Annotated in this window: 14 protein-coding genes; 7 read left to right on the forward strand and 7 right to left on the reverse strand. The window is 28.4% G+C overall.

Annotation, left to right across the window (positions count from 1 at the left end; all coding sequences use genetic code 11):
• The first annotated feature begins 47 nt into the window (after nucleotides 1-47).
• Nucleotides 48-710 carry a P-loop NTPase family protein gene (locus tag AC8IG9_RS03250; protein ID WP_507425389.1) on the forward strand — a complete coding sequence of 221 codons (663 nt, stop codon included), beginning with the start codon at nucleotides 48-50 and terminating at the stop codon, nucleotides 708-710.
• Here AC8IG9_RS03250 and AC8IG9_RS03255 read toward each other — a convergent pair.
• Complete coding sequence (locus tag AC8IG9_RS03255) at nucleotides 703-1566, reverse strand: ribonuclease D (protein ID WP_507425390.1); 864 nt, start codon at nucleotides 1564-1566, stop codon at nucleotides 703-705. The genes AC8IG9_RS03250 and AC8IG9_RS03255 overlap by 8 nt on opposite strands.
• A gap of 39 nt (nucleotides 1567-1605) precedes the next feature.
• Here AC8IG9_RS03255 and aspS point away from each other — a divergent pair, with 39 nt between their 5' ends.
• The gene (aspS, locus tag AC8IG9_RS03260) at nucleotides 1606-3396 is read left to right on the forward strand and encodes an aspartate--tRNA ligase (protein ID WP_507425391.1); all 1791 of its coding nucleotides are present in this window, start codon (nucleotides 1606-1608) and stop codon (nucleotides 3394-3396) included.
• Here the strand turns inward: aspS and AC8IG9_RS03265 are convergent.
• Nucleotides 3393-4229: a TSCPD domain-containing protein gene (locus AC8IG9_RS03265; protein WP_507425392.1), complete on the reverse strand. Its 837-nt coding sequence runs from the start codon at nucleotides 4227-4229 to the stop codon at nucleotides 3393-3395. The two genes, aspS and AC8IG9_RS03265, sit on opposite strands and share 4 nt — an antisense overlap.
• Before the next feature lie 126 nt (nucleotides 4230-4355).
• On the opposite strand from AC8IG9_RS03265, the gene AC8IG9_RS03270 reads away from it, so the two are divergent.
• Nucleotides 4356-4715 carry an NADH:ubiquinone oxidoreductase subunit NDUFA12 gene (locus AC8IG9_RS03270; RefSeq protein WP_507425393.1) on the forward strand — a complete coding sequence of 120 codons (360 nt, stop codon included), beginning with the start codon at nucleotides 4356-4358 and terminating at the stop codon, nucleotides 4713-4715.
• Here the strand turns inward: AC8IG9_RS03270 and accC are convergent, their stop codons facing one another.
• From accC to aroQ, 3 genes are read right to left on the reverse strand one after another with little or no spacing between them, the layout of a single operon-like run.
• On the reverse strand, nucleotides 4716-6056 hold the full coding sequence (gene accC, locus AC8IG9_RS03275; protein ID WP_507425394.1) for an acetyl-CoA carboxylase biotin carboxylase subunit: 1341 nt from the start codon (nucleotides 6054-6056) through the stop codon (nucleotides 4716-4718). It lies immediately after the preceding gene.
• Nucleotides 6057-6494, reverse strand: coding sequence for an acetyl-CoA carboxylase biotin carboxyl carrier protein (locus AC8IG9_RS03280; RefSeq protein WP_507425395.1), 438 nt, complete (start codon nucleotides 6492-6494; stop codon nucleotides 6057-6059).
• The gene (gene aroQ / locus AC8IG9_RS03285; protein WP_507425396.1) at nucleotides 6491-6934 is read right to left on the reverse strand and encodes a type II 3-dehydroquinate dehydratase; all 444 of its coding nucleotides are present in this window, start codon (nucleotides 6932-6934) and stop codon (nucleotides 6491-6493) included. Before aroQ ends, AC8IG9_RS03280 begins: the two co-directional genes overlap by 4 nt.
• A gap of 45 nt (nucleotides 6935-6979) precedes the next feature.
• Here aroQ and thiS point away from each other — a divergent pair, with 45 nt between their 5' ends.
• Entirely contained in the window at nucleotides 6980-7183 is a 204-nt protein-coding gene (thiS, locus tag AC8IG9_RS03290; RefSeq protein ID WP_507425397.1) for a sulfur carrier protein ThiS, read from the forward strand.
• The gene (locus AC8IG9_RS03295) at nucleotides 7184-7954 is read left to right on the forward strand and encodes a thiazole synthase (protein ID WP_507425398.1); all 771 of its coding nucleotides are present in this window, start codon (nucleotides 7184-7186) and stop codon (nucleotides 7952-7954) included.
• Here the strand turns inward: AC8IG9_RS03295 and AC8IG9_RS03300 are convergent, their stop codons facing one another.
• Nucleotides 7955-9859, reverse strand: coding sequence for an Rne/Rng family ribonuclease (locus AC8IG9_RS03300; RefSeq protein WP_507425399.1), 1905 nt, complete (start codon nucleotides 9857-9859; stop codon nucleotides 7955-7957). It lies immediately after the preceding gene.
• 174 nt (nucleotides 9860-10033) lie between these two features.
• Between AC8IG9_RS03300 and prfB the strand changes: the two genes are divergently transcribed.
• Both prfB and AC8IG9_RS03310 read left to right on the forward strand, forming a co-directional pair.
• A protein-coding gene (gene prfB / locus AC8IG9_RS03305; RefSeq protein WP_507425400.1) for a peptide chain release factor 2 occupies nucleotides 10034-11129 on the forward strand; the annotation gives its coding sequence in 2 pieces (ribosomal slippage) (nucleotides 10034-10099 and nucleotides 10101-11129; 1095 coding nt in all).
• Nucleotides 11129-13429: an AsmA-like C-terminal domain-containing protein gene (locus AC8IG9_RS03310; RefSeq protein ID WP_507425401.1), complete on the forward strand. Its 2301-nt coding sequence runs from the start codon at nucleotides 11129-11131 to the stop codon at nucleotides 13427-13429. Before prfB ends, AC8IG9_RS03310 begins: the two co-directional genes overlap by 1 nt.
• Here the strand turns inward: AC8IG9_RS03310 and tyrS are convergent.
• On the reverse strand, nucleotides 13422-14663 hold the full coding sequence (tyrS, locus tag AC8IG9_RS03315; RefSeq protein WP_507425402.1) for a tyrosine--tRNA ligase: 1242 nt from the start codon (nucleotides 14661-14663) through the stop codon (nucleotides 13422-13424). The two genes, AC8IG9_RS03310 and tyrS, sit on opposite strands and share 8 nt — an antisense overlap.
• Between the last annotated feature and the right edge of the window lie 46 nt (nucleotides 14664-14709).

The raw sequence follows: 14709 nt of genomic DNA on the forward strand, positions 1-14709 counted from the left end.
TTTTAAATAAGATTTTTTAGAAATATAATGTAGTTTTATGTTTTTTTATGAAAGATCAAATAATTTTTAAATTTCCAGAAAATAGTTTTTATTATGCTGAGGATTTTTGCGTTGGTGAAAATAATTATGAGGCCTACAAACTAATACAACAGTGGCCTAATTGGGATTTTAAAGCAATCAATATTTACGGCCCCAATAAGTCTGGAAAATCTTATTTAACAAAAATATTTTCAGACAAGACTGATTCTAAAATTTTTAGAGCAAAAGATGTTAGTAAAAATAATCTAGATTCTATACTAAACCAAAAAATATTAATTATTGAAGATATAGAGTTATTTAGTGATGAAGTTCTTTTTCAAACCGTACTTAATGATTTTATAAGTAAAAATAAATTTATATATTTAACCTCAAAAATTCCTGCAGGAAAAATTCCATTTAAGTTAAAAGATTTAATATCAAGACTTAATTCGACTGCTGCGGTTGCCATATCTAATCCTTCTGATGATTTATTTTATCAAATCTTAACCAAAATGCTTTCCGATAAACAAATTAATATCACTGCAAAAGAAATTAATTTTATTCTAAAAAATATTGAAAGAACTTATGAAGCGGCATCACGTTTTGTTAAAGCATTGGATGAGTTATCTTTGCTGTATAAAAAAAAAATAAATACGAAAATTATTACCCAAGCATTTAGTGATATTAATTAATTTTAGCAGAAATATTTTTTTTTAAATTCTCAATTAATCCAGTTAAAATTTTAATTTCATTATTTTTTAAATGTTTTGGCGTAATAAATATTTTTTTACTCTTAATGTTTTTTAAAATATATTTATCTGATAAGACCCAATTTTTAGGTAAATTTAATTTTTGAGCAATCTTTTCTCTGAAACTTATAAGTTTTATAAATTTTTTATTAGCATAAATTTTTTCACCTAGTTTTTTTTTATAAATAATAGGATAATTCTCATAAGAAAGTTTGTAAATTTCTTTTTTTGTTAATTTATAAAATAAGTTTATTTTTTTCTTTTTGATTAAATCTCTTTTTAATTTTTCAAAAATAATCTTTAAATAATAAACATCGTTAATTAAATAATTAGTTTGCTCAATTGTTATAGGCCTTTCTAACCAATTTTTTTTTTGTAATGACTTATCCAATTCAACGCCACAAAAATCTAAGACTAATTTTTTATAAGAAGGCCTCTCTTTATAGCCATTAATTAAAGCAGCTATTTGGGTATCAAATACTGAAAATAAGATTTTTTTATTAATAGATAAAAATATTTCAAGATCTTGTCTATGTGAATGAATAACTAAAGTATTTTTTTTCTGATTTAAAAAATTATATACCTTTTTAAATTGATTTTTTCTTTCTAGACAGTCTATTATTCCAATATTTTTTCCATCATAAATAACAACAAAGGAAATAATCGCTTTATAGGTGGATCTTCTTTCAAATTCTGTATCTAAAAAAAAAATTTTTTTGTTTTTAATTTTTTCAATAAATTCATTTAGTTCTTTGTTGTTTTGAATAAATGAGAAATTATGATTGTTTTTTTTGAACATTAACTGTATTTCAATTTATTACTAAAAGGCTTGGTTAATTTGAATAAATATAGAACACATAATTGCGCTGAACTTACAATTAATAATATTGGTAAGCAAATAATTCTGTCAGGATGGATTCATAAAAAAAGAGACCATGGAAATCTTTTATTTATCGATTTAAGAGATCATTATGGAATGACTCAGTGTGTTGTTGATAATAAAAATAAATATTTTTCAACTTTGGAAAAAATCAGACTAGAAACAGTTATATGTGTTCATGGCAATGTAGTTGCAAGAACCCCTGAGACTGTTAATAAAGATCTTGCAACCGGTTCTATAGAAGTTTTTCTTGAAAGTTTTGAAACTCTAGGATCGACCAAAGAACTTCCTTTACCAGTATTTAGCGATCAAGAATATTCAGAAGAAATAAGATTAAAATATCGTTATTTAGATTTAAGAAGAAAAAAAATACATCAAAATATTATCCTAAGATCAAATGTAATTTCTTTTATCAGAAAAAAAATGGAGAGTTTAGGTTTCCTAGAATATCAAACGCCAATTCTAACTTCATCAAGTCCGGAAGGAGCTAGAGATTTTTTGGTTCCAAGTAGATTAAATCCTGGAAAATTTTATGCTCTACCACAAGCCCCGCAACAATTTAAACAATTAATTATGGTTTCGGGTTTTGATAGATATTTTCAAATCGCTCCATGCTTTAGAGATGAGGACGCAAGAGCAGACAGAAGTCCTGGAGAATTTTACCAATTAGATATTGAGATGTCTTTTGTTGAGCAAGAAGATGTATTTCAAGTTGTTGAACCATTATTGCATGAAGTTTTTACAAAATTTAGCAAAGGTTATTCAATCAGCAAAACCCCATTCAAGAGATTTAAATATAAAGACGCAATGTTAAAATTTGGAACTGATAAACCGGATTTAAGAAACCCAATTGAAATTAATGATGTTACTGAAATTTTTGAAAGAGAAGATGTTAAATTAGAGATATTTAAAAGATTAATACAAAAAAAATCAGTGGTTAGATGCATTGTAGCAAAAAATGTATCTACTAAATCTAGAAGTTTTTTTGATAACTTGGACAAAGGTGCGAAAGCAGAAGGGGCTTCAGGACTTGGTTATATTATTCTTGAAGAAAATAATGGAAAATTAGAGGGGAAAGGCCCTATTGCTAAATTTTTCTCAGAAGATGCAATCAATACTTTATGTAATAAAATTAATGCAAAAGCCGGTGATGCTATATTTTTTGTTTGCGACATTAAAAAGAATGCTGAAAAATTTTCAGCTTGGGCAAGAACAGAGGTTGCAAAAAATTTAGAACTAATAAAAGATAATGTATTTGAATTTTGTTGGGTGACAGATTATCCAATGTTTGAATATAACGACATCGATAAGAAAATTGACTTTAGTCACAATCCTTTCTCTATGCCTCAAACTTCATTAGATTTAATAGATAAAACAGATCCATTGAATTTATTAGCTTACCAATACGACATTGTTTGCAATGGTATTGAATTATCTTCAGGCGCAATCAGAAATCATGTTCCTGAACTTATGTATAAATTATTTAATATTGCAGGCTACTCTAAGGAAGAAGTGGACAATAAATTTAGCGGAATGATTAACGCTTTATCATACGGGGCTCCACCGCATGGTGGGATTGCCCCAGGAATAGACAGGATTATTATGTTATTAGCTGGAGAGAAAAACATAAGAGAAGTTACTATGTTTCCATTAAATCAAAATGCTCAAGATTTAATGATGAATGCGCCCTCAGAGGTTTCTGAAAAACAATTAAAAGAATTGAATATTAAATTAGTTAAAAAAGATTAGTTAACTTTTTTGCTTTTAATATTTAGTCTAATATTACTTAAATCTACAAGCTTCTCTTTATATTGATTTCGTAAAAATCCTTTGCTTGTAATATTTTTAAGAACATCAATTAGTTGAGCATTTTCTTCAGTATCATCAGCTTGATCTAATTTTTTAATTGAAGGAGTGTGAGCAAGATCTTCTCTTCCTAAATATGAAATCGCAAGTTCCCTAAATAAATAATCTAAAATTGAACTAGCTGATAAAATTCTGTCATTACCCTTAACTTTTCCTGATGGTTCAAACTTAGTATTTATAAAGGCATCAACATATTCTTCTAATGGAACTCCGTATTGCAATCCAAGTGAGATAGCTATTGCAAAATTATTCATCAAGGATCTTACAAGTTCACCTTCTTTATTAGTATCAATAAAAATTTCTCCAACTCTACCATCGTCATACTCTCCAATGTGCAAATAGACTTTGTGATCGCCAATCATTGCTTTTTGAATATAACCTTTTCTGCGGTCAGGCATTTTTCTTCTATCGCTAAAAGCTTTATTTTCAATAGTTATGTTTTTGTCTTGAGTATTATTAAAAATCGCCGAAGTTAAACTTTCACTTATCTTCTGATTTGAAATTTCTTTAACTTCTAGTTCTTTGCTTATTGCTTTATTTACTTGAATTTCAGCTAATGATTTTGTTTTTCTTTTGTTAAATTTGACGTCTAAAACTTCAACTTTTCCATCTTTTCTTGTATCGAGTTCCTGAATAGCTTCGTTAGTTAATTCTTGTAAATTATGCGTTATTTTGAACAAACAAGTGTAAAAACTTTCAGCGATGTATTTAGACATTTTTGATTCTTAAAAATTAAATGATTTTAAATCACTATTTTAATCTGTAATAAGTGTCTAGTTAAAAAATAGACAACTTGAAATAGAAATTTTTGTGGATATCTTAAAAAAATATAAAATTTTATAATGATTAATTTTTTAAAAATTATTTTTACTTGGTGGAACGGGCAAACAATAGGAACGTTTTTAAACACTTTATTTTTCGGAAAGCTTGTAGGTATGGATGATTCTAAAAATAAATATTATGTCGATAAAAATGATAAAAGATGGGTTATTTTTAATACTGAAGTTGAGGCAACAAAGATACCACCAGAATGGCATGCTTGGATTCATCATTTAATCAAAGAAGTTCCAAATAAAATAGAATTTCAGAAATACGATTGGCAAAAAAATCATACTGAAAATAAGACTGGCACAGAAGACGCTTATAATCCTAACAAATACAAACCACAGACGAAATCAGACTATGAAAGTTGGCGTCCTTAATTAATAGAATTTATTTTTTGAAAGCCAATTAACATCGTACTTTGAGTTAATAAAATCCTCATTTCTTAGGATCTTTTTATGAAGATCAATTGTTGTTTTAACTCCATCTATAACAAATTCATCTAACGCTCTTTTTAGTCTTGCAATTGCAGAAGAACGATCTTTGCCATGACAGATAAGTTTCGCTACTAAGCTATCGTAGTAAGGTGGAATTTTACATCCTTGAAATACACAACTATCAACTCTTGTACCAGGTCCAGAAGGTTGGTTATAAATTTTGATAGTTCCAGCGCTTGGAAGAAAATCTTTGCTTGGATCTTCAGCATTTATTCTACATTCTATAGCATGACCAAAGAATACAATGTCTTTTTGAGTTAAATTTAGTTTTCCAGTTGCGGCTATTTCAATTTGTCTTTTAACAAGATCAACCCCTGTAACTTCTTCAGTGACAGGATGTTCAACTTGTAATCTTGTGTTCATCTCTAAAAAATAGAATTTCCCTTTATCGTAAATAAATTCAAGTGTTCCGGCGCCTTCGTAACCCATTTTTGAAATTGCATTAACAGAAACATCAAGTAGATATTTTCTTTGCTCATCATTAATTACTGGGCAAGGACTTTCTTCTATTATTTTTTGATATCTTCTTTGTACCGAACAGTCTCTTTCTCCTAAATGAACAGTATTATTTTTTCCATCTGATAAAATTTGAACTTCTATATGCCTTGGATTTTCAAAAAACTTTTCAATAAATACCTCTTCATTATTAAAGAATTTTTTAGCCTCAGATTGTGCAATTTTGATATTTTCTTCTAATTTGTCTTCAGAATGAACAATTCTCATTCCCTTACCACCACCTCCACCAGCAGCTTTAATTAGGACTGGAAAACCAACTTGTTTTGCTATTATTTTTGCTTCATTGATATCTTTTATTCCAGTCTCTGAACCAGCAACTATAGGCAGACCTAAACTTTTTGCTATTTTCTTAGCTTCAATTTTATCACCCATTTTTCTGATGAGTTCTGAGCTAGGACCTATAAATTTAATTTTATGCTGTTCTAAAATTTCCGCAAATTTGTAATTTTCAGATAAAAACCCGTAACCAGGATGGACAGCATCTGCTCCTGTAATTTCTATTGCCGATATTAATGACGCAACATTTAAATAACTATCCTGAGCTTTTTGTGAGCCTATGCAAATACTTTCATCAGCTAATCTAACGTGCATTGATTCATTATCAGCAGTTGAATGTACAGCAACAGTTTGAATATCAAGTTCTTTGCAAGCTCGAATTACACGAACGGCTATTTCGCCTCTGTTAGCTATAAGTATTTTTTTAATCATCTATTCGACTAGGATTAAGTCCTGATCAAATTCTACGGCTTCACCGTCAGTTATAAATATTTTTTTAACAACACCGTCTTTTGTAGAAGGAACATGGTTCATTGTTTTCATTGCTTCTATAATAATAATAGTTTGACCTTTTTTGATGTTAGCACCAATAGTTATAAAAGGTTTCGCACTTGGTTCTGGAGCTAAGTAAGCCGTACCAACCATAGGTGATTTTACAATATCAGCTTTGTCTATATTTTCTAATACAGGAGTAGTACCTGATTTAGATGGTACCACATTTGTAGAGGAAACAACTCTTTCATAAGAAGCTCCTTTACCAGACTTGCTTACTTTATATTTAATATTATTTTCAGAGTATTCAATCTCAGTTAGGTTAAATTCATCTAAATAATCAGAAAGTTCTTTGATAATTTTTTTATCTATTTTCATTTTTTATTATCTTTAATTATTTTTTTGATTGCGTCTATTGCCAAAATATAACCAAAAGAACCCAATCCACATATTAGTCCATTAACGGCACTGCTAATTAATGATTTGTGACGAAATTCTTCCCTGTGATAAATATTAGAAATATGAACTTCAATCTTAGGTATTTTGACAAGATTCAAAGCATCTAATATAGCAACAGATGTATGAGTAAAAGCTGCAGCATTAATAATTAAACCATCAAATTTTTCTCTAGATTTTTGAATTTTAGTTACGATCTCTCCCTCAATATTAGACTGAAAAAATTCTAACTTTATTTTATTTTTTTTAGAATGCTCTTTGCAGCTCTTTTCAATCGATTTAAGAGTTTCTTTGCCATAAATTTTTGGCTCTCTTTCACCGAGAAGATTAAGGTTAGGACCGTTTATTATAATTATATTCATATAAAAGAATGATATGTTATAATTGAAAATTAGCTTAAATCAAAGATGATACAAATCATTTTGAACGGAAAATCTCATAATATAAAAGAAAAAACTAACGTAACTTCTTTGTTAGAGACCTTATCTCTTTCTGAAAAAAAAGTTGCTGTGGAAATTAATGAAGAGGTGTTGCCGAGAGACAATTATGATAAAAAAATTCTTTCAGCAAAAGATCGGGTTGAAATTGTTCATTTTATTGGAGGTGGTTAATTGGAAGATTTAATTATTTCAGGAAAAAAATATAAATCGCGTCTTATTCTTGGAACTGGTAAATATAAAAGTTTTGAAGAAACTGCAAATGCTATCAAGGCTGCAGAAGTTGAGATTGTTACAGTCGCAGTTAGAAGAATAAATGTCACAAATACAAAAGAACCGATGTTGATTGATTTTTTAGATCCTAAAAAGATTACTTATCTTCCAAATACAGCTGGTTGTTACAATGCTGAAGAAGCCTTAAGAACTTTAAGATTAGCCAGAGATGCAGGCGGGTGGAATCTTGTAAAATTAGAAGTGCTTGGAGATAAAGAAACTTTATATCCGAATATGATAGAAACTATTGCTGCTTTAAAAGTATTAAAAAAGGAGAATTTTGATGTAATGGTCTATTCATCTGATGATCCTATTTTATGTAAACAATTAGAAGATATGGGTGCTGCAGCAATCATGCCATTAGGTTCTTTAATAGGGTCGGGCAGAGGAATTCAAAACAAATTTAATATTTCAATAATTAAAAATCAATCTAAAGTACCAGTTATTGTTGATGCCGGAATTGGCTGCGCATCTGACGCTGCCATCGCAATGGAATTAGGTTGCGATGGAGTTTTAATTAACACAGCTGTAGCAGAAGCTAAAAATCCTATTCTTATGGCTGAGGCGATGAAAGATGCGGTCATTGCTGGACACAAATCATTTATTGCAGGTAGAATTAAGAAAAAAGTTACCGCAAATCCATCAAGCCCGTTCGAAGGGCTTATTGAATAATTAAGCTATTTCTTTAGTTGGTCCAGATTCTTTTGAAGGTTTTTTATTATTTTTAAATCTATTTTTATTAAAGAATTTTTTTCTTTTTTTTTTATACGTATTATCTTTTTTTTCCTCAACAACCTCTTCTTTAACTTCCTTTTCAGGATTTTTTTCTTCAACTTCTTCTTTTGAAGAGTTAGGCAAAACTTCTGAGCCATTAAATTCACTAATTAATTTTTTCTTATGATCATAAAAAGCAAATAAGAATTCTTGACTTAAAAATTCAGGGTTGGATAATAATTCAATTTTAAATTTATATTTTTCTTTAAAGAAATTAAGTTCTGTAGAATAAGAATTGTTTAAAATATCTATTATTTTTTTAGACAGGCTAACTTCAATAATTTTAATTTTATCATCGCTAAACGCTTTTTCTTCTAACAGTTTAATTATTTTAAGAGCAAAAGATTCAGTTGTTAATTGGACTTCCCATTTAATCGAACCTTCTCGTAGTCTTTGTCTAGTCATTTCAAGCAGTCCAAAATTACTAATCCTTCCAAACTGAATTCTTGCTTTATCATTTTTTAATGACTCTCTTAGTTTCCTCTCAACTAATCGCTTGTTTGAATAATTTTCCATATCAATAAAGTCGATCACAATTAAACCCGCTAAATCTCTCAACTTAACTTGTCTTGCGATTTCTTCCGCAGCTTCTAAATTGTTTGTTAATGCAGTTTTTTCGATATTTCTTTCCCTAGTAGATCTTCCTGAATTGATGTCGATTGAAACTAGAGCTTCAGTTGGACTGATGATTAGATATCCTCCAGATTTTAATTCTATTCTGGGTTCAAAAATGGAGTTTAAATATTTTTCGATATTATAGTGGTGAAATATTGGAATTTTACCTTTGTATTTTTTAATATTTTTTACATGAGCAGGAGAGATTTGTTTTGCATATTTTTTTGCTGTCTCAAAAGCTACATCTCCGTCGACAACGATACTTTCGATATCCTTGCTATAATAATCTCTAATGGCTCTACCTATTAAGTCTTCTTCTTCATAAATTGTACTTGGTGCAATAGATTTTAAGGTGTTGTGTCTTATTTCTTCCCAGATACTTAATAAATTTTTTAAATCATCCTTGATTTCATTTTGAGTTTTATTTGCTCCAGCGGTTCTGACAATTAATCCCATTGTTTTAGGAAGTTCCAAGTCGTTAATAATGTCTTTTATTTTTTTTCGATCACTAGAACTATAAATTTTTCTAGAGATTCCACCGCCTTTTGCAGTGTTAGGCATCAATACAATATATTTTCCAGCTAAAGATATAAAAGTTGTAAGAGCAGCTCCTTTTTTACCTCGCTCTTCTTTTACAATTTGAATTAGAACTATCTGACCTGGCTTTATTACTTCTTGAATTCGATATCTTTTAAATTTTTGAAAACTTTTAATGTTCTTTGGTTTTTCTTCAAAGTTATTTTCTTCATTTGAATTTATTTCTTCTTCGGATGTTTTGTTGCCAATATTCTCTTCCTCAGAATAGTTATCAGAATTATTTTTATCGGCTAAATCAATATCTTGAACTTGTTCGCTATGCTCAATAATCTCTTTATCAGTCTCCTCTAAAAGCTTAGCTCTAATTTCTTCTTCTTCTTTTTTTATTCTGTCCTTATCTGCTTGAGGAATTTGATAGTAATCAGATTGAATATCGTTAAACGCTAAAAAACCATGTCTTTCGTTTCCGAAATCAACAAACGCTGCTTGTAAAGATGGCTCTATTCTACTTACTTTTCCTAAGTAGATATTTCCTTTTAGATTTTTGCGATGAATATTTTCATATTCATATTCTTCAATTCCATTATCGGATTTGATAGCAATTCTAGTTTCTTCTGGATGCGAAGCATCGATAAGTAATTCTTTTGGCATGTTATTAAATTCCTAAATTTTTGATTAATTTTTAAAGACATAAAATTCATATGTTTACTTGGTAATAATAAACATGTTTGTTAAAATTATCTATTTAAATCTTAATAATTTTAACAAATCGATGTAGAAGATGATTAGTTGCTAAGTAAATAAATCAATAAAACCCATTTTAATATGATCGAAGTTAAAAACATTGCAGAAAAGATAAGAAAATCCTTAGATAACATAAGGGGGTATCTTTGATAAAAATCACGTTGATAAAAAGATTGCTGAATTAACATCATCAACGGAACTTCCTGATTTTTGGAGTAATCAAAAGAACGCTGAAAAAGTAATTAAAGATAGAAATTTTTTATTGGAAATAAGAAATAATTACGATCTCATCTCTAAAGAGCATATAGACAACAAAGATCTCTTAGATATCGTTATTAAAGAAAATGATGAAATTTTAGCTAAAGATTTAAATAAATCTTTTCACAATAATTTTGAAAAATTAAAAAAAATTGAACTTCTTTGTTTTTTATCAAATGAAAATGACGTTCTTGATGCTTATGTTGAAATTCACGCAGGAGCTGGTGGAACAGAAAGTCAGGATTGGGCAGAAATGTTAAGAAGAATGTATTCAAGATGGGCAGAGAAAAATAATTTTAAAGTCGAGCTTATTCATGAAAGCAGAGGAGAAGAAGCTGGGATCAAATCATCAACAATCAAGATATCAGGACAATTTGTTTATGGTTGGCTAAAAGGAGAGTCGGGAGTGCATCGCTTAGTTAGAATTTCTCCATTTGATTCAGGCGCAAGAAGACACACTAGCTTTGCAAGTGCATGGGTATATCCTGTAGTTAATGAAGATATAAATATTGAAATTTTAGAAAAAGATATTCGGATAGACACCTACAGATCTAGTGGCGCAGGAGGGCAGCATGTTAATACTACAGACAGCGCAGTTAGAATAACTCATATATCAACTGGCATAGTAGTTCAGTGTCAAAATGAAAGATCACAACATAAAAATAAAGAAACTGCCATGAACATGTTAAAAGCCAGACTTTACGAACTTGAACTACAAAAGAAAAAAAAGGATTCTGATAATTTAGAAAGTTCAAAAAAAGAAATTGGTTGGGGAAGTCAAATTAGAAATTATGTTTTGCAACCTTATCAATTAGTTAAAGACAATAGAACGAATATTGAAGTTACAAATCCAGAAAAAGTATTAGATGGAGATATCTCTGTATTTTTAGAGGCGTCCGTCTATCAAGGTATTAATTAATGTTAAAAAGATATAAAATTTTATTATTATCCGTTAGCGCATTTTCTCTACTTTTATTTATTTTAACAATTGGTTTTCAAACAGAAAATTTCAACAATTTAATTCAAAAAAGATTTAGCGATCAATATAAAAAAGTTAAGTTAGAATTTAAGAGTGCTCGAGTAAGTTTAGATCTTAAGAACTTCTCAGTTAAATTTCACCTAAATGACCCTAAGCTTTATCATAAAGGAGATTTGACTAATATCTACCAGACTGATTTTGGAATTGGGTTATTTTCAATTATTAAAGGTGATTATAATCCAAAATTTTTACAAATAAAATTTTCAGAAAATTCATTCGATAAAAGTATTGGTTTGCTTCGCGATGTCTTTTTAGAAGATAATCAAAAAAATTATTTTGATAATAAAATTAAGAAGGGAACCATCCAAGGAGAGCTTAAAATATATAATGATACTGCTATTAAAGTTGAGTTTTTAGGAAATATTAAAGACACTTACTTCCTTGTTTCAAATGATTTACCGCAATTTGAAAATGTAAGTGCTGAAATTAATTTAAAAGATCATCAATTAAACGTTAATATTTTATCAGGATCTACAGCGGGTCTAAACTTTGAAAAATCAAAAATCGTAGTTAACGAACTAGACAATAGCTACAAAGCAACTTTAGACATTAATCTAGCGGGAAAGTTTAGCTCTATTAAAGATTTTAAAAATTTAAAAATTGCAAGCTTAGATAACGTCACTCAAAATATTGAAAAACTTTCATTTGCAACTACCGCTAATAATAAAATTGAAATTGAGTTTGATAAAAAAGGAAACTTCTTAAATAACAATATAAAAGGAAAAGCAGAAATATCTAATTTAGATTTAGATTTATATCAGACCTCCTTTTCAAACGTACTAGATGAAAAAAATAGAAAGTTTAAAAATGGAAAATTAAAAATTGAATTTGATCGAAGCAATCTTTTTGTGAGTGGAGTTATATTTAATCAAAATGACGTATTAGATTTTAAGATTAATTCAGATCTTAATAAAAACGCATCAAAAATTAATATTATTTCAGAAGTTAATTTTTCTAATTGGCAAAAAGTTATTAAACCTGAGTATATTAAAGGTTCATCTAAATTTTATATCCAGTTAAATACTACAAAAGATCAAATGTTTTTTGAATCAAGAATTGATATCAAAAAAAGTTTAATTAATTTTTCACCCGTTAACTTTAATAAATTTTTGAATGATGACGGACAGATTAATTTAAAAGGAGAAATAAAAAAAAATCGTACCACTTTAGAGAAAGTTACAGTTAACTCTGGAAAAAATAATATTGAATTATTAGACTTAGATTTCGATGAAAATTTCTCACTCATCTCTCTTAATAGTATTAATGTTAATACGGATAAAAGTAATTTTAGAGTAGTCTCTACTAAAAAAAATAATATCAATAATATAGAAATCGAAGGTAAACGATTAGATGCTAAATTTATTATTGATAATTTAACAAGTTCCAAACCTTCCACTTTTATTTCAAAAAAATTTAATGGATTAGTCTCCGCAAAAATAGATTTAGTTGACACTGGAACAAACGACAATATTAGAGATTTTATTTTAACAGGTACCATTTCTAAAGGTAAATTTACCAAACTTGATGCTTCAGGAAAATTTTCAACTAATGAAAAAATTATTATAAAAATTAATACAAATAAAAATGGAAATCTTGCAACCTATTTGCTTTCAGACAGAGCAAGACCATTTATTGCAGGATATAGTTTTATAAAAGGATTTGAAAAAGGAAAATTAGAATTTAATTCTGAAGATATAAGCGCAACATCGTCCAAAGGGAAAATTGTGATGACCGATTTTAAAATTAAAGAAATTCCAGTATTAGCTCAGATTTTATCATTAGCATCAGTTACTGGTATCCTAGACACTTTAAAGGGAGACGGTATTCGATTTGATAATACTGTGATTGTTTTTGAAAATGATGAGAAATTTTTTACATTTAAAGACTTTTATGGAACAGGACCTGCAATTGGTTTTATTGTTGAGGGTAGAATTAATAACGAAGATGACTTTGTAAGCTTAGATGGAAATATTATTCCAGCTTATGAAGTAAACCGTTTGATTGCAAATATTCCTGTCTTAGGGCAAATTTTAACTGGAAAAAGTGGTGACGGAGTTTTTGGCGTTAGCTTCAAACTAAAAGGCAGTAATGACAAATTTGATATTACTATTAACCCGGTCAAAACTATAACACCTAGATTTTTACAAAGATTTATCGATATATTTAGAACGGCTAAATAGCTTCTATTAAAACGTGCTGTTTTTTTCCAAATGAAATTTTAATAACTTTATTATCTTCAAAGTCTTTATTTGTAACTATTTTTTTATCATCAGTAACGATTTCATTATTAATTCTATAACCTTTGTTGGCTATATTTCTTCTGTATTCACCGTTTGATTTTGCAAAATTAATTTTAATAATTAAATCATTAAAAGAAACTCCATCATTTAAATCTGATTTTTTAATTTTAATCTTTGGTAGGTCATCTCCAAAAGATTTATCCTCAAATGTCTTTTTTGAGGTAGCTTCTGCATTTAAAGATGCTTTTTCGCCGTGAAGAATCTTTGTTGCTTCATTAGCTAATATAATTTTAAAATCATTAATATTTTTGCTTTTTTCATTTTCATACTGAGAGATTGTATTTAATGGAAGCTCTGTAAATAATCTTAAATATTTAAAAACATCCGCATCATTTATATTTCTCCAGAATTGCCAATAATCGTAAGGTGTGGTCTGTTTTTCATCTAACCACACAGCCCCTTTCTCAGTTTTACCCATCTTAGCTCCAGAGCTGGTAGTAATTAAAGGAGTTGTTAGCCCGTAAGATTCTTTTCCATTCACTCGTCTTATTAATTCAATACCATTAATAATATTACCCCATTGGTCAGAGCCACCAATTTGTAAAATACAATCATTTTTATTGTTGAGTTCTAAAAAATCATAAGCTTGCAAGATCATATAATTAAATTCTAAAAAACTTAATGACTGTTCTCTATCTAATCGAAGTTTAACACTATCAAAGGTTAACATTTTATTAATAGTAAAATGTTTTCCATAATCTCTTAAAAAATTTACATAATTAATTTTGGTTAACCATTTTTCATTATTTAAAAAAACAAATTTATTATTGCCTTTGCTATTTAAAAATTTGTTAAAAACTTTCTTAATACCAGCAGTATTTTTTTTAATTTCTGCACTAGTTAAAATTTTTCTACTTTCTTCTTTTCCGGAAGGATCACCCACCATAGTAGTACCTCCACCTAACAAAACAATAGGAGTATGACCAAATTGCTGAAACAGTCTAAGACACATAATTTGCACTAAGCTTCCTACATGTAGACTTGGAGCTGTGCAGTCAAAACCGATATATAATTTAATTTTTTTATTATCTAAAAGTTTATTTAAATTATCTAAATCAGTGCACTGATTAAAATATCCTCTTTGCTGAAAGGTTTTGATAAGATTCTGATTCATTCAATAAGATAGTATTATACAAAATTAAATAATATTAAATCTATAT

It is taken from the genome of Candidatus Allofontibacter sp., assembly GCF_040404065.1.
Taxonomy (GTDB): Bacteria; Pseudomonadota; Alphaproteobacteria; order Pelagibacterales; family Pelagibacteraceae; genus Fontibacterium.